General features: G+C 71.7%; 14 protein-coding genes, 1 pseudogene and 1 riboswitch. Of the genes and pseudogenes, 3 read left to right on the forward strand and 12 right to left on the reverse strand.

Features of this window, described 5'->3' with window-relative positions; translation table 11 throughout:
• Positions 1-172: 172 nt before the first annotated feature.
• The 5 genes and pseudogenes from AB0F61_RS30510 to thiE all read right to left on the reverse strand — a co-directional run.
• A pseudogene (locus AB0F61_RS30510) lies at positions 173-751 on the reverse strand (thiamine phosphate synthase); the annotation flags it as partial.
• Positions 748-1,527: a thiazole synthase gene (locus AB0F61_RS30515; protein ID WP_357816784.1), complete on the reverse strand. Its 780-nt coding sequence runs from the start codon at positions 1,525-1,527 to the stop codon at positions 748-750. The pseudogene AB0F61_RS30510 and the gene AB0F61_RS30515, both read right to left, overlap by 4 nt.
• A complete protein-coding gene (thiS, locus tag AB0F61_RS30520; protein ID WP_357816787.1) occupies positions 1,524-1,724 on the reverse strand; it encodes a sulfur carrier protein ThiS in 201 nt (66 codons plus the stop codon). The genes AB0F61_RS30515 and thiS overlap by 4 nt, the downstream gene beginning before the upstream one ends.
• A complete protein-coding gene (gene thiO / locus AB0F61_RS30525) occupies positions 1,715-2,929 on the reverse strand; it encodes a glycine oxidase ThiO (protein ID WP_357816790.1) in 1,215 nt (404 codons plus the stop codon). Before thiO ends, thiS begins: the two co-directional genes overlap by 10 nt.
• Positions 2,923-3,549 (reverse strand): thiamine phosphate synthase, encoded by a 627-nt coding sequence (gene thiE, locus AB0F61_RS30530; RefSeq protein ID WP_357816793.1) that lies wholly within the window; start codon positions 3,547-3,549, stop codon positions 2,923-2,925. The genes thiO and thiE overlap by 7 nt, the downstream gene beginning before the upstream one ends.
• Positions 3,544-3,653, reverse strand: a riboswitch (TPP riboswitch). (Overlaps the previous gene by 6 nt.)
• 311 nt (positions 3,654-3,964) lie before the next feature.
• Here thiE and AB0F61_RS30535 point away from each other — a divergent pair.
• Both AB0F61_RS30535 and AB0F61_RS30540 read left to right on the forward strand, forming a co-directional pair.
• Positions 3,965-9,808 carry a ThuA domain-containing protein gene (locus AB0F61_RS30535; RefSeq protein WP_357816796.1) on the forward strand — a complete coding sequence of 1,948 codons (5,844 nt, stop codon included), beginning with the start codon at positions 3,965-3,967 and terminating at the stop codon, positions 9,806-9,808.
• A 72-nt stretch (positions 9,809-9,880) separates the two neighbouring features.
• Positions 9,881-10,408, forward strand: coding sequence for a hypothetical protein (locus tag AB0F61_RS30540; protein WP_357816799.1), 528 nt, complete (start codon positions 9,881-9,883; stop codon positions 10,406-10,408).
• Positions 10,409-10,611: 203 nt separating this feature from the next.
• Here AB0F61_RS30540 and AB0F61_RS30545 read toward each other — a convergent pair whose 3' ends face one another.
• Genes AB0F61_RS30545 through AB0F61_RS30560 form a run of 4 tightly spaced genes read right to left on the reverse strand, consistent with a single transcriptional unit; the run spans position 10,612 to position 14,734 of the window.
• Positions 10,612-11,556: an aldo/keto reductase gene (locus tag AB0F61_RS30545; RefSeq protein WP_357816849.1), complete on the reverse strand. Its 945-nt coding sequence runs from the start codon at positions 11,554-11,556 to the stop codon at positions 10,612-10,614.
• 55 nt (positions 11,557-11,611) lie between these two features.
• A complete protein-coding gene (locus AB0F61_RS30550) occupies positions 11,612-12,412 on the reverse strand; it encodes a nucleotidyltransferase domain-containing protein (RefSeq protein WP_357816802.1) in 801 nt (266 codons plus the stop codon).
• Positions 12,409-14,088, reverse strand: a complete 1,680-nt coding sequence (locus AB0F61_RS30555) for an ATP-binding cassette domain-containing protein (protein WP_357816804.1) — start codon at positions 14,086-14,088, stop codon at positions 12,409-12,411. Before AB0F61_RS30555 ends, AB0F61_RS30550 begins: the two co-directional genes overlap by 4 nt.
• Positions 14,089-14,128: 40 nt before the next feature.
• Positions 14,129-14,734: a methyltransferase gene (locus AB0F61_RS30560; protein ID WP_357816807.1), complete on the reverse strand. Its 606-nt coding sequence runs from the start codon at positions 14,732-14,734 to the stop codon at positions 14,129-14,131.
• 103 nt (positions 14,735-14,837) lie between these two features.
• Between AB0F61_RS30560 and AB0F61_RS30565 the strand changes: the two genes are divergently transcribed.
• Positions 14,838-15,914 carry a hypothetical protein gene (locus AB0F61_RS30565; protein ID WP_357816810.1) on the forward strand — a complete coding sequence of 359 codons (1,077 nt, stop codon included), beginning with the start codon at positions 14,838-14,840 and terminating at the stop codon, positions 15,912-15,914.
• A gap of 23 nt (positions 15,915-15,937) precedes the next feature.
• Here AB0F61_RS30565 and truA read toward each other — a convergent pair whose 3' ends face one another.
• The 3 genes from truA to AB0F61_RS30580 form a co-directional block, all read right to left on the reverse strand.
• The gene (gene truA, locus AB0F61_RS30570) at positions 15,938-16,768 is read right to left on the reverse strand and encodes a tRNA pseudouridine(38-40) synthase TruA (RefSeq protein WP_357816813.1); all 831 of its coding nucleotides are present in this window, start codon (positions 16,766-16,768) and stop codon (positions 15,938-15,940) included.
• 68 nt (positions 16,769-16,836) lie between these two features.
• Positions 16,837-17,394, reverse strand: a complete 558-nt coding sequence (gene rplQ, locus AB0F61_RS30575) for a 50S ribosomal protein L17 (RefSeq protein WP_357816816.1) — start codon at positions 17,392-17,394, stop codon at positions 16,837-16,839.
• A gap of 34 nt (positions 17,395-17,428) precedes the next feature.
• Positions 17,429-18,451, reverse strand: coding sequence for a DNA-directed RNA polymerase subunit alpha (locus AB0F61_RS30580; protein ID WP_007465227.1), 1,023 nt, complete (start codon positions 18,449-18,451; stop codon positions 17,429-17,431).
• Positions 18,452-18,500 lie beyond the last annotated feature (49 nt).

Below are 18,500 nucleotides of genomic sequence, written 5' to 3' on the forward strand. Positions count from 1 at the left end.
CGGCGGCAGCCGGTCCGGCAGGGCCACCACCAGGGCGTACCCGCCGGTGCCCAACCCCATCAGCAGCGCACAGGCTTGATCCCTGCGTGGGCACGGTCGGCCGCAGCCCCTGACCTGGGGACCTGGGTGCCTCCGTGCCGGCTTTAAAGAGCTTGGGGGTGACCGCCTCGACATAGGCTCCGGTCAGGGTTGCTGCTGTTTCGGTGGGGTCTTTGGCTCGCATGAGTGCGCCGAGCACCGCCACCCCGACGGCTCCCGCCTTGACGCAGGCGGTTACCTGTTCCGGGGTCTCGACTCCGCCCAGCGCCAGCAGGGGTACCGGGCTGGTGCGCACCAGGCTGCCCAGCCCCGCAATGTCCAGGGCTGGGCCGTAACCCGGCTTTGTTCTGGTGGGCCAGACCGGGGAGACGGTGGCGTAGTGCTCGGTGGTCAGGCGGTTCAGCTCGGTTTCGTCGTGGCAGGAGCGGCCGACCAGGCGGTGGGTCGGCGGCGGGTACGCGCCGGCGGCGGGCAGGTGCACGGCGTCACCGCCGAGCGGATCGGGGCCGGCCACGATGAGGGTCCCGCCGACGTCGGCGAGGATCGCGCGCAGGTCGACGGCGAGTGCGGCACGTTCGGCGCGGGGCAGGTCCTTCTCCCGCAGCACCACCCAGCGCACTCCCCCGGCCACAGCTCCCGCCACGACCCGGTCGAGCCCGCTCCGCGCGACGAGCCGGTCGGTCAACAGGACAACACCGGACGGCGGGGTCACAGGTCCGGCCTTCCCTCGTCGGGAGTGGAGGCGAGCGCGTGGAAGCGGCGTTCGATCCGGCCGGCGCCGGCCGCGAGCCGGCCCGCCTCGACCGCGTACCGCATCGCGGTGGCCATCGCCACCGGGTCCGCGGCGCGGGTCACCGCGCTGGCCAGCAGCACCCCGTCGCAGCCCAACTCCATGGCCAGGGCCGCGTCGGAGGCGGTGCCGATGCCGGCGTCGAGGATCACCGGCACGTCGACGCCCTGCCGGATGAGCCGGATGTGGTGGGGGTTGCCGACGCCGAGCCCCGAACCGATCGGGGAGCCGGCCGGCATCACCGCAGCACAGCCCACGTCGGCGAGTCGGCGGGCGAGCACCGGATCGTCGCTTGTGTACGGCAGCACGGTGAAGCCGTCGGCGACCAGCTCCTCTGCGGCGCGGAGCAACTCCACCCCGTCGGGCAGCAGGGTCCGCTCGTCGCCGATCACCTCCAGCTTGACCCAGTCGGTGTCGAACGCGTCCCGGGCCAGCCGGGCCACCTTGACCGCTTCGGTCGCGGTGTGGCAGCCGGCGGTGTTGGGCAGCAGCCGTACCCCGCAGCGGTCCAGCAGGTCAAGCAGCCCGCCGGCCGTACCCGGGGCGGTGTCCACCCGGCGCAGGGCCAGGGTCACCAGCTCGGTGCCGGACGCCCGGATCGCCTGCTCCAGCACGTGCAGGTTGGCGGCCCCACCGGTGCCGAGGATCAGCCGCGAGGTGAACGTCTGTCCACCCAGCTCGAACGGCACGCCGCTCACCCGCCCTGCGCCGCGGTGAGCACCTCGACGCGGTCACCGTCGCGTAGTGCCGTGGTCGCCCAGCCCGCCCGGGGCACCACCTCGCCGTTGACCGCGACGGCCACCCCACGCGGTTGCGGCGCGACGGCACGGACCAGGTCGGCCACCGACACCTCATCCGGGACGCTTCGTCCAGCCCCGTTCACCGTCAACTCCACAGGTCCCCCTTCGTCGTCGGTTCGGGATCGCCCCCGGCCGCCGGGCCGGCGAACCGGTCCGGCCGGACCGCCGGTTCCTGATCGCCCCCGGTCGCCGGGCCGACGAACCGGTCCGGCCGGAAGGGCGCGAGCAGCGGATCGGGTACGCCCGTGCACACCAGGTCGGCGATCAGGTCGGCGGTGATCGGGGTGAGCACGATGCCGTGCCGGTGGTGACCGGTGGCGGCCAGCACGTCCGGCCGGCCGGGCAGCGGTCCGAGGATCGGCGCGTTGTCCGGGGTTCCTGGGCGCAGTCCGGCGACCGCCTCGACCAGGTCGTACTCGGCCAGCTCGGGCAGCAGGTCCACCCCGGCGCGCAGCAGGCGCTGCACGGCACCGGCGGTGACAGTGGTGTCCAACCGTTCCTCGACCGTCGCGCCGAGCACCACCTCGCCGTCGGCTCGGGGCACCAGATAGACGGGCTCGCCGTCGGCGTACCCCCGGATCACGTGCCGGAAGCCCGGCGCGACGCCGTCGGGCGCGCGGAGTCGGAGGATCTGGCCCTTCACCGGCCGCACGGGCAGGCCGGTGAGTGTGGCCGCCCCGCAGCCGGCGGCGACCACCGTCACCTGCGCATCCACGTCGGACAGTTGCGTGACCGCCTGCGGCACCAGCACCGCGCCGGCCCGCTGCGCGGCCGTGCGCAGCGCCGGCACCAGCAGTCGGGGGTCGACCTGGTGGTCGGTGGGCGCGAGCGCGCCGCCGCGCACCCTCGGGGCGAGCGCCGGCTCGCGGTCGCGCAGCTCGCTGGGGCGCAGTGGGGTCACCGGCAGGCCCAACCCCTGCTGGTACGCCCAGAGCCGGCGCGCCTCGGCCAGGTCGTCGCCGGTCAACCCGACAAGCAGGGTGCCGTCGGTCCGGTGGCCGATGTCGACGCCCGTGGCGTCGGCCAGCTCGGCGGCGAACGCCGGCCAGCGGGCGGCGGACGCCAGCAACAGCTCGGTCAGTTTCCGCTCACCGAAGTACGCCTCGGCGACCGGCGCGAGCATGCCGGCGGCCACCGCCGACGCCCCCGAGCCGGGTGCCGGATCGTGCACCACCACCCGCAGCCCTCGGGCGGCGCAGCGCCAGGCGATCGCCAGCCCGATTGGCCCCGCCCCCACCACCGCGACGTCCGGCCGGGCCCGGTCGCTCGATCGCGCTGACGGGGACCGGCCGGTCAGCACGTCAGGGCCTCGATCAGCTCGGCGGTCGCCCGCGCCGGGTCGGCGGCAGCGGAGACCGCACCGACGACCGCCACCCCGTACGCCCCGGCGGCCCGCAGCTCCGGCACCCGGTCGGCGGTCACGCCACCGATCGCGATGACCGGCACGTCGACGGCGTCGGCGACAGCGCGGACCCCGGCCGGCCCGATCGGGTCCGGCAGGCCGGGCTTGGTGCTGGTGGGGTGGCAGGGGCCGACGCCCAGGTAGTCGGCGCCCGCCGCGACGGCCTCGGTCGCTGTTCCCGGCGCGCGGGCGGTGGCGCCCAGCACACCTGTGGGGCCGAGCACCCGACGGGCGGCGGCGACCGGCAGGTCGTCCGCTCCGATGTGGCCGCCGGCCGCGCCCACCGCCAGCGCCACGTGCAGCCGGTCGTTGACCAGGCAGGTCGCGTCGTACGACACGCAGAGCGCCAGCACCCGCCGGGCCAGGTCGTACGCCTCCCGGTCGGTGGCGGAGTCCTCGACCCGGACCTGCACCACGAGGTCGGCGCGGGCCACCGCGAGGGCGGCCCGGACCACGCTGAGCGGGTCCCGACCGGGTCGGGTGTCGGTGATCAGATGCAGTCGCCCCAGGGACGGCACGGCAACGCTCCTCCCTGCGCCGGCATTACCCGGATCAGGTTCGACGGTCGGGGGCTGTCAGCCCCCCTCTCAGCCCGGTACACCGGGCTCCCGTGGGTTACTTGCGTGTCACCGTACGACAGATCCGCCGGTCTGCCAAGGCGAGGTTCGGCGGCGGCCGGCGGGCCGGAACGCACCGAATCGAGCTAGATCTGTGGGGCGGTTCATGCGGTCCTGTTCGGAATGTCGCCTGCCGTTGCAGAACCGTTACCCGCCGGCATCTTGCCGGACATTGAACCAGCCGAATTAATTTGTTCAGCGATTCGACAAAATGTCGGTGGGGGCACCCTGGCACGGCGTCACCACCGGCTCCATCAGGGACGGCCTTCGGCGAGCCGACTCCCGCGAGCTCTGTCACTACGACACAGGAGGCGGCGTGTCCCGTTCTCGTCGTGCCCGCTTACCCATCACCGCAACCCTCATCTCCCTGGCCCTCGCCTCGACGACCCTGTTCGGCACGCCCGCGCAAGCCGCGCCGGCCGCCGCACAGGTCCCGCCGAAGGACGCCGCGGCCGGGACCCCGGTCACCCAGGTGGCGCCGAAGGCGCCCCGAAAGGCAGCCGACGATCCCTTCTCGGTCCTGGTCTTCTCCAAGACCGCCGGCTTCCGGCACGACTCCATCCCCACCGGCATCGCCGCCATCCAACAACTCGGTGCCACCAACGGATTCACGGTGGACGCTTCCGAGGACGGCGCCGCATTCAGCGACGCCAACCTGGCGAAGTACAAGGCCGTGATCTGGCTCTCCACCACAGGTGACGTCCTCAACGCCGAGCAGCAGGCGGCGTTCGAGCGCTACGTGAAGGCCGGCGGCGGTTACGTCGGCATCCACGCCGCGTCCGACACCGAGTACAGCTGGGCCTGGTACGGCGACCTGGTCGGCGCGTACTTCGCCAACCACCCGCAGAACCAGCAGGCCACCGTCAAGGTGGAGGACCACGCCCACCCGTCCACGGCCGAACTGCCGGACCGCTGGTCCCGGTTCGACGAGTGGTACAACTTCCAGACCAACCCCCGGCCGGACGTGCACGTGCTGGCCAGCCTGGACGAGAAGAGCTACACCCCGGGCGCGGGCGCGATGGGTGCCGACCACCCGACCTCCTGGTGTCAGGACTTCGACGGCGGTCGCTCCTGGTACACCGGTGGCGGGCACACCCGGGAGTCGTACGCCGAGCCCGAGTTCCTGTCCCACCTGCTCGGCGGCATCCGGACCGCGGCCGGTGTCGCGGACGCCGACTGCGGTGCCACGAAGACCTCGAACTTCGAGAAGGTCACGCTGGACAGCAACACCAGCAACCCGATGGAGCTGGACATCGCCCCCGACGGGCGGGTCTTCTACATCGAGCGCGACGGCCGGGTGCAGATCGTGAAGCCGGACACCGGCAGCACGGTCACCGCCGTCGACCTGGACGTCTTCACCGGCAACGAGGACGGTCTGATCGGCATCCGGCTCGACCCGGACTTCGCCACCAACAAGTGGGTGTATCTCTACTACGCCCCGAACGACAACGTCACCCGCAACCTGCTGTCAAGGTTCACGGTCAGCGGCGACACCATCGACCTGGCCAGCGAGAAGCAGATCCTGCGGGTCGACACGCAGCGCAACACCTGCTGCCACGCCGGCGGCAGCATGACCTTCGACAGCGCCGGCAACCTCTACCTGGCCACCGGTGACAACACCAACCCGTTCGAGTCGAACTCGTACTCGCCGCTCGACGAGCGGCCGGGTCGCCAGGACTACGATTCGCAGCGCACCTCGGCGAACACCAACGACCTGCGCGGCAAGGTGCTCCGGATCCACCCGGAGGACGACGGGACGTACACCGTTCCGAGCGGCAACCTCTTCGCGCCGGGCACCGAGAAGACCCGTCCCGAGATCTACGCGATGGGCTTCCGCAACCCGTTCCGGATCGGCACCGACCCGAAGACCAACACGCTGTACGTCGGTGACTACGGACCGGACGCCAACGCGAACAACCCGGACCGGGGTCCCCGTGGCCTGGTCGAGTGGAACATCGTGACCCCCGGCAACTACGGCTGGCCGTACTGCACGGGAACGAACGAGGCCTACAACGACTACACGTTCCCGTCCGGCCCGAGCGGTCCGAAGTTCGACTGCGCCGCGCCGGTGAACAACTCGCCGAACAACACCGGCCTGACCAACCTCCCGCCGGTCGTCCCGGCCACCGTCGACTACGGCTACGCCGGTGACGCGCGGTACCCGGAGATCGGTGGCGGCGGCGCGCCGATGGGCGGCCCGGTCTACCGGTACGACGCCAACCTCAACTCCACCCGCAAGTGGCCGGCGTACTACGACGGCAAGGCGCTGCTCGGCGAGTGGAACCAGAACAAGATGTACACGATGCAGGTGACCGCCGACGGCAAGTCGCTTGTGGACATCAACCAGTTGCTCACCGGGATGAGCATGATCCGGCCGATGGACTTCGAGTTCGGCCCGGACGGCGCGTTGTACCTGATCGAGTGGGGCAGCGGCTTCGGCGGCAACAACGACAACTCCGGCATCTACCGGATCGACTACACCGCCGGTGACCGCGCGCCCATCGCGGCGGCGTCCGCCAACCCCACCTCGGGTCCGGCGCCGTTGACAGTCACCTTCTCCAGCGCCGGCTCCCGGGACCCGGACGGTGGCGCGCTCACCTACGCCTGGGCCTTCGGCGACGGGCAGACCTCCACCGAGGCGAACCCGACGCACACCTACGCGACGGCGGGCAACTACACCGCCCAGCTCACCGTGACCAACCCGAAGGGCCGTACCGCGGTGGCCAACGTGCCGGTCACCGTGGGCAACACCGCACCGACGGTGACCATCGAGTTCCCGCCGGACGGTGGCTTCTTCAACTGGGGTGACCAGGTCAAGTACACGATCAAGGTGACCGACCCGGAGGACGGGCAGATCGACTGTGCCAAGGTGAACCTCCAGGTGCTGCTCGGTCACGACGAGCACGCCCACCCGCTGGAGCAGCACACCGGCTGCACCGGCACCGTCCAGACGTCGCTCGCCTCCGGGCACGGCGCCGAGGCGAACGTGTTCGCGGTCTTCGAGGCCACCTACACCGACAAGGGTGGTGCCGGCGGCGCCGGTGCGCTCACCGGTCGGCAGATCGAGGTTCTCCAGCCCAAGCAGAAGCAGGCCGAGTTCTTCACCGCCACCGGCCGTACTCCGGTGAGCACCGGCGGCGGCGACGCCGGCGTGCAGCGGGAGGCCGGGGCCGACACCGCAGGTGGCGGCCAGAGCATCGCGTTCATCGAGGACGGTGACTGGTGGTCGGTCGCTCCGGCGAACCTGACGAACATCACCGAGATCCGGTTCCGGGCCGCCTCGGCCGCCGCTGGCGGTCGGATCGAGGTCCACGCGGGTGCTGTTGACGGACCGGTGGTCGCCACGGCCGTCGTGCCGTCGACCGGGGCCTGGCAGACGTACACGGACGTGAGCGCGCCGGTCACCGGTGCCGCGAGCGGTTCGCTGTTCTTCGTGGCCCGCGACCCGAACGGCGGAACGGGTTCGCTGTTCAACGTCAACTGGATGGACTTCGTCGGCCGCGGTGTCACCGAGAACGCGCCGCCGGTCGTCAGCGCCACGGCCACCCCGGCCACCGGCACCGCGCCGGTAACCGTCGCCTTCGACGGCACGGCCACCGACGCCGAGGGCGACACCCCGCTGACGTACGCCTGGGACTTCGGTGACGGCGGCACGGCGACCACCCTGGACGCCAGCCACACCTACACCAACCCGGGCACCTTCACGGCCACCCTCACGGTGACCGACAGCAAGGGCGCCAAGGCGTACGCCACGGTGCCGGTGCGGGCCGACGCTCCGGACACGTCCTGCTTCGGGGCGCGTTCGGACGACTTCAACGGCAACAGTCTCGACAAGGCCCGTTGGACAAGCGTGATCCGGGAGAACCAGCTCTACTCGCAGAGTGGCGGCGCGCTGCGGCTGCCCACCGGGGTGGGTGACCTCTACGGGGCTCGCAACGACGCCACCAACCTGGTGCTCCAGGCGGCTCCGACCGGCGCCTGGGAGATGACCACCAAGGTCACCCTGCCGGTGACTGCCAACTACCAGCAGGCTGGCCTGCTGGTGTACGGCGACGACGACAACTACGCCAAGCTGGACCTGCTGTACAACGGCAGCCGGCGGGTGGAGTTCATCCGGGAGACGGCTGCCACGCCGCGCAACGACGCTGCCGACAGCGCCGCCGCACCGGCGGGTGACACCGTGTACCTGCGGATCACCAGCGACGGGACGAACCTGACCGCCGCCGCCTCTGGCGACGGGCAGACCTTCACCCCGGTCGGCCGTTCGGCAGCGCTCGCCGGCATCACCAACCCGCGGATCGGGGTCTTCGCCCTCAACGGAGGCACCGAGGCGCCGGTTGTCGACGCCGCGTTCGACTCGTTCCAGGTCACGCCGGACGCCCCGGCCGGCCCGGTCGACCCGTCGGACGAGTTCACCGGCGACACGCTTGACAAGTGCCGGTGGGACGCCATCACGCGGGAGGACCCGGCCGGTTACCGGGTGACCGGTGGCGCGTTGCGGATCGACGTACCCAACGGTGACATCTACGGCACCGACAACACCGGGCCGAAGAACTTCATCCTCCAGACCGCGCCGTCCGGCGACTGGACCCTGGAGACGAAGGTCGACGGCAGCCTGCTGAACGAGCAGTACCAGCAGGCCGGTCTGCTCGTGCAGGCGGACGACGACAACTACCTGAAGTTCGACTTCATCGCGGACAACCAGGCCGGCCAGACGGTGACGCGGCGGATCGAGTTCCGCAGCGAGATCGGCGGCGTCGTCCAGAACCCGCAACCGGAGGCGACAAGCCTCACCTCGGCCGTGTGGCACCTGCGGCTGGCCCGCACGGGCGACACCTTCACGGCGTCGTACTCGGCCGACGGGACGACCTGGACCGCGTTGGAGGCACTGACCAACAGCGCGGTCGGGGCCACCCCGAAGGTCGGTCTGTTCACCCTCGGCGCCAACCAGACGGCGTCGAAGACCGCCTCGTTCGACTACTTCCGGCTCAGCACGGAGGTGGCCGACGAGACCGCGCCGGTCACCACGGCTGCGGTTTCCGGCACCCCGACCGACGGGTGGTACACCGGGCCGGTGACGGTGACGCTCACCGGTGCCGACGAGGCCGGCGGTAGCGGGCTCGCCGGTACGGAGTACCAGCTCGACGGGGCCACCACCTGGACGGCGTACACCGCTCCGGTGGCGGTGAGCGGCGACGGCGAGCACGAGCTGCGGTTCCGCTCGACCGACAAGGCCGGCAACGTGGAGGAGACGAAGACCGTCTCGGTCAAGATCGACGCCACCGCGCCGGTGACCACGGCGACGTTCGCTCCGGCGAACGACGCCGGCTGGCACGACGGGACGATCCCCGTCGTGCTGACCTCGACCGACGCCGGTTCCGGCGTGAAGACGGTGGAGTGGTCGCTCGACGGTGGCGCGTGGACGCCGTACACGACGCCGGTCGAGGTGACCGGTGACGGGCAGCACGAGCTGCTGTACCGCTCCACCGACAAGGCAGGCAACGCCGAGACGCTCAAGTCGGCGATCCTGAAGATCGACGGCACCAAGCCGACGCTGCTGGTCTCCGGCATCGCCGACGGCCAGCTCTACGGTGACAGCCAGGACGTTCGGGTGTCCTGGCAGGCCGTCGACCCGACCTCGGGCATCGCGACGGTGGTCGGCACGTTGGACGGCAAGGCGTACGCCAGCGGCACCCTGCAGGCCATGTACGAGCTTCCGCTCGGCCTGCACGAGCTGACCGTCACCGCGACCGACAAGGCCGGCAACACGACGACCTCGGCGGTCCGGTTCTTCGTCACCACCTCGTTCCGGGACATGCAGAACCTGCTGGACCGGTTCAAGGCGACGGGTCGGCTCTCGGCCAAGGCGCACAAGCAGTTGACGGCGAAGCTGGACGCGGCGCGCAAGGCCGAGGCGGCTGGCAACGACAACAAGGCGATCAAGCAGCTGACCGACTTCCGGAACCTCGCCGCCGACGCCACAGTGGTGGCCGAGGCGGAAATCCGGGATGTCCTGGTCCGGGACACCGACTCCATGATCGTCCGCCTCGGCGGCACGGCCAGCAAGGCCGGCGTCAAGGCGAACGACGGTGAACCGATCAAGGGCACCGGGCGGCTCGGTGGCGATGCCACCCGGCTGGCACCCGGTCGCCAGCTCTGATCCGACGAGGCCCCTCCCCGACGCTTCGGCGTCGGGGAGGGGCCTCCCCCATTCAGTAGTGAGGAGAGGCCCGTGACGGGTATCCGCAAGGTGTTGGCCGCCGTGTTCGCCGGGCTGGCCCTGACCCTGCTCTCCGCTGCCCCGGCGGTCGCCCAGGCCGACAAACTCAAGCTGGCGGTGGCCGGCGACGGGGCCGAGGGGGTCACCATCCAGGCCACCTACGCCGATGGCCGGCGGCTGGACAAGGTGGTGCGGTTGGTGCTCACCGCCACCGGCCCGGACGGTCAGAAGGTCGGGCCGGTGCAGTTGGAGCCGCAGCCCGAGGGGCAGGGCTTCTACAGCAGCGGACCGGTGCTCACCGCCGGCACGTGGAAGGTGACTGTGGACTCCCCTGCTCCGCTGCCGGGCAAGGCCACCGCCACGGTGCAGGCCAGTGCCGCGCAGTCCCCGCCCGCACCCAAGCCGGTGGCGGTCAACAAGCCGGCTGACGGCGGCAGTGGAGCGGGCGCCGGCTGGTGGCCGTTCGCGGCGGCCGGCCTGGTCCTCGTCGCCGTGGCGATGGGGGTGGCCATGCTGTTCGGCCGCCGCCGCACCACCTGACCGACAGGCGTTTCACGAACCGGGCCGGGCCGCCACGAGCGACCCGGCCCGTTTGCCGTCCCAGAGCGGCCCGTGACCGTCGCGAGCGGCCCGTGATCGACTCGGTGTCCTTGAAATCGGGGCTTCCGCGACCACGGGTCACCCCGACTTCAAGGAACGCGAGTGGATCACCAGGCGACGCGGGCCGCAGGCCGTACCCTCGCTCAGAGGATGGCGCGCAGTGCCGCCAGGTCCTCGTCGCTCGGCTCCCAGGTACCGGCGGCGGCGTTGGCGCGTACCTGCTCCGCGGTGGTGGCACCGGCGATCACCGAGGTCACCGCCGGCTGGGCCGCCAGCCCACCGATCGCCACCTGGAGCATGCTCACACCCCGCTCGGCCGCGTACGCCTCGATCGCCTCGATGGTGTCCCAGTCGGCCGCGGCGAGCCGCTCCGCGTACCGGCCTCCGCCGGAGAGCCGGCTGCCGGCCGGCGGCTGGGCCTCGCGCTTGTACTTGCCGGTGAGCAGCCCGTTGGCGAGTGGGAAGAACGGCAGCATGCCGAGGCCGAACCGCTCGCACGCCGGGATGATCTCGGTCTCCACCGAGCGCTCCAGCAGGCTGTAGTGGTTCTGCGCGCTGATGAAGCGGGACCGGCCGTTGGACGAGGCGACCCAGTCGGCGTCGGCGATCTGCCAGCCGGCGAAGTTGGAGTTGCCCAGGTAGCGCACCTTGCCGTCGCGAACCAGGTCATCCAGGGCGGCGAGGGTCTCGTCGATCGGGGTTCCCGGGTCGGGCTCGTGCATCTGGTACAGGTCGATGTGGTCCGTGCCCAGCCGACGCAGCGACGCCTCCACCGCGCGGGCGATGTAGCGCCGCGCACCGCGGGCCCCGAAGTCCGGCCCGTTGAGGCCGTTCATGTCCATACCGAACTTGGTGGCCACCACCACGTCGTCCCGGCGTCCCTTGAGCGCCTGCCCGAGCAGCTCCTCGGAACCGCCCTGCGGTTCGCCGTAGATGTCGGCGGTGTCGAAGAGGTTGATCCCGGCATCCAGGGCGGCGTCCACCACCGCCCGGGTGCCGTCGAGGTCGAGCTTGCGGCCGAAGTTGTTGCAGCCGATGCCGACCACGGACACCACGAGCCCGGAGTCGCCCAGCCGGCGATAGGTCATGTCAGTCACGCGATCCACCCTATGCCGGTCGAGTGTGGGCCACCTCGGCGGCGGCTCAGCCGACCACCTCGGTGACCAGTTCACGGGCGGCGCTGAGCGTCACGCTCAGCTCGGCGGGGCTGCGGCCGACGCTGCCGAGCAGTGCCTGCGCCCGTTGCGCGAAGTCCGGCGGCGCGCCGGGCAGCCGCCCCGCGGCGGCGATCATCCCCTTCTCGTTGACCAACCAACGGCTCGCTCGGGCGTGCAGCACCTGGGCGAGCACTCCCACCACCCGGAACAGGCAGCCGGCGACGTAACCGCTGTCCCCGCCGGCGCTGGCCTTGGCCGCGCCCGCCAGCAGAAACCCGGCCTCCCAGCCACTCGCCACAAGCGCGTCGGCCAGCGCGGGCGGGTACTCCCGGACCTGCTCCCTCAGCCGGGTCAGCTCACCGGTCGGGTCGGCCAGCACCTGGCACAGCGCGACCTCGCCGGCATAGGCCGACGAGTAGAACCCGAGCGGATGCCCAACCTGCGCCCCGACCTCGTACCGGCCGGCCTGGCAGTCCGTCCAGACCCGCCGCACCCGGTCCAGGTCCCGGTAGATCCAGTCCACGGCCGCCCCGCCGATCCGCAACCATCCACCGCCGTCGACCCAGGGACCCCAGCCGCCCGGGGCGGTGAGCGCGACGGCGGTGTCGTCGGCTACCGACGCGGCGACCGCCCGCAACGCCGGCAGGTCAAGCTCGCCCCGGTAGTACAGGCCGAGGTCCCAGTCGGAGTCGGGGCGGTGCTCGGCGCGCGCCCGGCTGCCACCGAGCGCGACGGCGACCACTCCGGTGACGGCGCAGAGTCGAATGGGCAGGTCGGCGGGGATCACCCCACGTCCCAGACCGGTTCCGGGGTCTCCACCACCTCGCTGTCGCCCCGGAACAGCACGAACCGGTCGAAGGAACGGGTGAACCAACGGTCGTGGGTGACCGCGATCACCGTCCCCTCGAACGCGTTCAGGCCCGCTTCCAGGGCCTCCGCGCTGGCCAGGTCGAGGTTGTCGGTGGGCTCGTCGAGCAGCAGCAGCGTCGCCCCGGACAGTTCCAGCAGCAGCACCAGGAAACGGGCCTGCTGACCGCCGGAGAGCGTGCCGAAGCGCTGGTCGCCCTGGGCCGCCAGCTCGTAGCGGCTGAGCACCCCCATCGCCGCGTGCCGGTCCATTCCCGTCCGGTGCTCGTCGCCCCGCCAGAGGATCTCGACAAGCGTCTTCGACATCAGCTCCGGCCGGTCGTGGGTCTGGGAGAAGTGCCCGGGGCGGACCCGGGCGCCCAACCGGGCCGTGCCGTCGTGCGCCACCGGCGCGAGCGCGCCCGCCCCGTCGACCGGCCCGTTGGCCGGGTCGGGGTCGGTGCCGCCCCGGGCCAGCAGCCGCAGGAAGTGCGACTTGCCGCTGCCGTTGGCACCGAGCACCGCCACCCGGTCGCCGTACCAGATCTCCAGGTCGAAGGGGAAGGTCAGGCCGTCGAGCTCCAGCTGCTCGCAGACGACCGCGCGCTTGCCGGTCCGCCCGCCGCTGAGGCGCATCCGGATGTCCTGGTCCTTCGGGGGTACGGGCGGCGGCCCGGCCTCCTCGAACTTGCGCAGCCGGGTCTGCGCGGCCTGGTAGCGCGAGGCCAACCCGTCGTTGTACGCGGCCTTCTGCTTGTACATGAGCATCAGCTCGCGCAGTTTCTGATGCTCCTCGTCCCAGCGTCGACGCAGCTCGTCGAGGCGGGCGTGCCGGGCCACCCGCGCGGAGTGCCAGCTCGCGAAGCCGCCCGGGTGCACCCAGGCGCTGCCGCCCTCGACGGCCACCACCCGGTCGGCGCTCTGGGCCAGCAACTCCCGGTCGTGCGAGACGTAGAGCACCGACTTCGTCGACTCGCGCAGTCGCGCCTCCAGCCAGCGTTTGCCGGGCACGTCGAGGAAGTTGTCCGGTTCGTCGAGCAGCAGCACCTCGTCCGGGCCGCGCAGCAGCAACTCCAACGCGAAGCGCTTCTGCTGCCCGCCGGAGAGGGTGCGCACCGGCCGGTCCCGTACCGCGTCCCAGGGCTGGCCGAGCACGATCGTCGCGACGGTGTCGAAGAGCACCTCGGCGTCGTACCCGCCGGCCTCACCCCAGGCGCCGAGCGCGTCGGCGTACGCCAACTGGGCCTTGGCCGCGGCGTTGCTGAACTTGCCGTGGGCCTCGGCCGCCCGCATGGCCGCCTCGGTCTCGCCGAGCCGGCGGCCGGCGTCCCGCAGCGACGGCGGGGCCAGCGACAGCGCCAGGTCGGCGAGCGTCGACTCGTCGCCGATCATGCCGATGAACTGCCGCATCACGCCCAGGCCACCGGAGCGGGCGACCGCGCCGGTCCGCACCGGCAGGTCACCGGCGACCATCCGCAACAGGGTCGTCTTTCCCGCGCCGTTCGGCCCGACCAGGGCGACCTTGCTGCCCTCGCCCACCCGGAACGACACGTCGGCGAAGAGTTCCCGACCGTCGGGCAGGATGTGCCCGACCGCTGCCACATCCACGTATCCCACGCCGGGATCCTGCCCCAGCGAGGGCGGGAGGGACATCCAATTACCGGGTGACCCGCAGCACCCGGAAGCCCTTCTGGCTGGCGTACCGCTCGACCTGCCAGCCCTGCTCGGTGAGCCAGCGTTGCAGCGAGTCGCCGCCGAGGTGCCGGGCGACGACCAGCCAGCCGACGCCGTTCGTCGCGAGTAGGGGCAGCCAGCGCAGCAGCAGCTCGTGCAGCTCGTCCTTGCCGATCCGGATGGGTGGATTGGACCAGATCTGGGCGAACCGGGTGTCCGCCGGCACGTCGTCCGGGGCGTGGACCCGGACCCGGTCGGCGGCATCGACCCGGGCCGCGTTGGCGGCGGTCAGCTCGCGGGCGCGGGCGTTGACGTCGACGGCCCAGACCGTGCTCGCCGGTGCCAGGTCGGCCAGCACACACGCGATCGGGCCGAACCCGCAGCCGAGGTCGAGCAGGTCACCGGCGGTGTCGGCGGCGGGCAGCTCGGCCTTGCGCAGGAGGACGGCGGTGCCGGGGTCGAGGCGGCTGGCGGAGAAGACACCGCCGGCCGAGACGAGCCGGTAGTCGCGGTCGGCGACGGAGAACTCGACCTCGCGCGGCGGAGCGTCGCTGGCGGGCTGAGCGGTGAAGTAGTGGTCGCCGGTCACGTCGGCAATTCTCGCACCGGCCCGGGCCGACGATGACGCGACCCAGGCGCACATTTCCCCGATATTACCCCCTAAAGGGACAATCACTCCTACTCTGGGCGACATGGTGTATCGGTACGAGTCCGATGAGGACGCTTTCGAGGAGTACCCGGAGCCCGGGTCCGATCTGTCGGTGTTCGGCGCCGGTCCGCCCCCGCCGGCCGGGCCCTCTCCGTCACGCTTCCCCACACCGTCGCTGCCCCGGGCGAACCAGCTCGCCCTGCCGTCGACGCAGCCAGCACCGACCCGTGCCGACATCCCGCCCGCCGCGCCCGCACCCGCGCCCCGCAGCCAGGTCTACACCTCCGCCACGGCGGCGCAGCCCAGAGCCCGGCGCGGCGGCGGCAAGCTGTGGCAGGTGCTGATCGGCGGCGCGGCCGTCCTGGTACTGCTCGCACTCTGCGGCCTCGGTGCCGCCGCGCTGCTCGACGAGCGCGACGGGCAACCGGCGGCCAACCCGACACACCAGCCGAACACCGCGCCGACGTCCGCCGCGGCGGAACCGCTGGCCCTCGATTCCCGGGAATCCGACCAGGCCCCGCTCACCGCCAAGGAACTCTTCCCCGGCAAGGAGCTGAAAGTCACCGCCGGCCAGCCGAGCTACCAGGTGCTCAAGACACAGTCCAGTGGAAGCTGCGCCGTCGCCGCCACCGGCGAGGTCGCCGACCTGCTGACCCTCCTCGGCTGCAACCAGGTCGTCCGAGCCACCCTGCGTACGCCCGACGGCGGCCACCTGGTGACCGCCGGATTGTTCAACCTCACCGACAAGGTCAGCGCGGAACGAGCCCGGGACCGGATCCGCCCACTCCTCGACGAGCGGCAGGGCCGGTTCCGTGGCCTCACCGCCGGCGACGGCACCGACGTGCTGACAAGCGCCCCCGCCCGGGTCGGTTGGCAGGTGCGCGGTCACTACCTGGCGTACGCGCTCGTCGTCCGCGAGGACGGGGCGACGATCAAGTCGGGCGACACCACGGTCCGCGAGATCCTGTTCGACATGATCGAGCTGCACCTCAGCCGGGGTGTCCTGCAACAGCGGGCCGACGGTGGCACCGCCGCCCAGCCGACCCCGGAACCCACCACCGCCCAGCCGACACCGGAGCCCACCACCAGCAGCGCCGACAGCGACCTGCCCGGCGAGTGACCCCCCCGCCACACCGTCGGCGGTCAGCCCTCGACCGGGACCCGCAGTCGACGGGTGAGGTCGGCCCGGCGGGCGTACTCGGACGGATCCGCGGGGTAGCCCACGGCGACCAGGGTCAGCCCGTGCGCGGGAGCCACTGTCACCTCGCTGGAACGCTCCTGGCGGGTGAGCAGGCTGCCCGGCCACTCGACCGGGCGGCGACCGTCCCCGGCCACCAGCATCGCCCCCACCAGGCTGCGCACCATCGCCTGGCAGAACGCGTCGGCCTGCACGGTGGCGACCAGGATGCCGTCCGGGTCGCGGCGCCAGTCCAGTCGGGTCACCTCGCGCCACGTTGTCGCGTTCTCCTTGCGCCGGCAGTACGCGGCGAAGTCGTGCTCACCGACCAGACCTGTCGCGGCGGCATTCAGCGCGGCCAGATCGAGCGGCTTCGGCCAGGCCAGCACCTCGTGCCGGCGTAACGGCTCCGCGCCGAAGGGCGCATCGGTGACCCGGTACTCGTAGCGCCGGAAGGTCGCCGAGAACCGGGCGTCGAAGTCGGCAGGCATCTCGGTCATCGCGCGCACGCGCACGTCGGTGGGGAGCAGCCGGGCCAGGCGACGCAGCAGCCGCCCCTCGTGCTGCCGCCACACGTCGACGGGCAGATCCAGGTGGCAGACCTGCCCGGTGGCGTGGACTCCCGCGTCGGTGCGCCCGGCGACCGTCAGCCCGGTGACCGTGCCGGCACCGAGGACCAGGTCCAGGGCCTCGACGAGCACACCCGCGACGGTGCGCCGGGTCGGCTGGGCGGCCCAGCCGGAGAAGCCCGTGCCGTCGTACGAGACGTCCAGCCGCAGCCGGATCCGCTCGTCCACCTCGTACCTCCTGTTACGGATCGGGCCCGGCACCCCCAGTGGGGTGCCGGGCCCGACGATGCCCTTGATCAGGCCTTGTTCTCGGTGGCCTCGTCGCTGTCCTCGCGGGCGGCGTCGGTGTCACCGGACGCCGACACCGGCGCCTCGGAGTCCTGGTCGGCCGAGGCCGACTGCGGGGTCTCGTCGGCCGGGGCGAGCGCCTCGACCTTGTCCTGCTGCGCGGCCTTGCGGGCGGCGGTCTTCTTGTTCACCTTGGGCTCGGCGACCTGAAGCTCTTCCACCAGCTCGATGATGGCCATCGGCGCGTTGTCACCCTTGCGCGGACCGGTCTTCACGATCCGGGTGTAACCGCCGGGACGGTTGGAGTACCGGGGCGCGATCTGGTCGAACAGGGCGTAGACGACGTCCTTGTCCTTGACGACACCCAGCACCCGCCGCCGCGAGGCGAGGTCACCGCGCTTGGCCTTGGTGATGAGCTGCTCGGCCAGCGGGCGCAGCCGCCGGGCCTTCGTCTCGGTGGTCTGGATCTTGCCGTGCTGGAACAGCGCGGTCGCCAGGTTGGCGAGCATCAGCCGCTCGTGCGAGGGGCTGCCGCCGAGGCGGGGGCCCTTGGTGGGCGTGGGCATTTTTGGTGCTCCTCAGTTGTGGCGGCAGCGCGGACTAGAGCTGCTCGGTCTCGCGGTAGTCGTCGGTGTCGTAGTCGGCCTCGCCGAAGGTGTCCACGACGTGCGCCGGGTCGAAGTTCGGAGCCGAGTCCTTCAGCCCGAGACCCATCCCGGCGAGCTTCATCTTGACCTCGTCGATCGACTTCTGCCCGAAGTTGCGGATGTCGAGGAGGTCGGCCTCGGTACGCCCGATGAGCTCACCAACGGAGTTGATGCCCTCGCGCTTGAGGCAGTTGTAGGAGCGGACGGTGAGGTCCAGCTCCTCGATCGGCAGGGCCAGGTCCGCCGCGAGCTGGGCGTCCTGCGGGGACGGCCCGATGTCGATGCCCTCGGCGGTCTCGTCCAGCTCCCGGGCCAGCCCGAACAGCTCCACGAGCGTCGAACCGGCGGAGGCCAGCGCGGTACGCGGACCCATCGACGGCTTGGTCTCGACGTCGATGATCAGCCGGTCGAAGTCGGTGCGCTGCTCGACACGGGTCGCCTCGACGCGGTAGGTCACCTTCAGCACCGGCGAGTAGATCGAGTCGACCGGGATGCGGCCGATCTCGGCGCCGGACTGCTTGTTCTGCGCCGCCGTCACGTAGCCCCGGCCCCGCTCGACGGTCAGCTCCATGTCGAGCCGGCCCTTGCCGTTGAGGGTGGCGAGCTTGAGATCCGGGTTGTGCACCGAGACGCCGGCCGGCGGCTGGATGTCGCCCGCGGTCACGTCGCCCGGGCCCTGCTTGCGCAGGTACATGCTGACCGGCTCGTCGTGCTCGGAGCTGACGCACAGCTCCTTGATGTTCATGACGAGCTCGACCACGTCCTCCTTGACACCGGGGATCGTGGTGAACTCGTGCAGCACACCGTCGATCTTGATCGAGGTGACGGCCGCGCCCGGGATCGACGACAGCAGCGTACGCCGCAGCGAGTTACCCAGGGTGTAGCCGAAGCCCGGCTCCAGCGGCTCGATGGCGAACCGGGAACGGGTCTCGTTGATCGACTCCTCGGAGAGGGAGGGTCGCTGGCTGATGAGCATCTTGTCTCTTCTCTTCCGGGGCGCCCGCTATTTGACGCCCACGACACAA

The sequence above is a fragment of the Micromonospora sp. NPDC023888 genome, from assembly GCF_040639415.1.
Lineage (GTDB): Bacteria > Actinomycetota > Actinomycetes > Mycobacteriales > Micromonosporaceae > Micromonospora.

Coding starts and splice junctions, on each gene's coding strand:
- AB0F61_RS30580 (WP_007465227.1), bottom strand. CDS start 18,451: ATGCTCATCAGCCAGCGACCCTCCCTCTCCGAGGAGTCGATCAACGAG.
- AB0F61_RS30565 (WP_357816810.1), top strand. CDS start 14,838: ATGGTGTATCGGTACGAGTCCGATGAGGACGCTTTCGAGGAGTACCCG.
- AB0F61_RS30545 (WP_357816849.1), bottom strand. CDS start 11,556: ATGACCTATCGCCGGCTGGGCGACTCCGGGCTCGTGGTGTCCGTGGTC.
- rplQ (WP_357816816.1), bottom strand. CDS start 17,394: ATGCCCACGCCCACCAAGGGCCCCCGCCTCGGCGGCAGCCCCTCGCAC.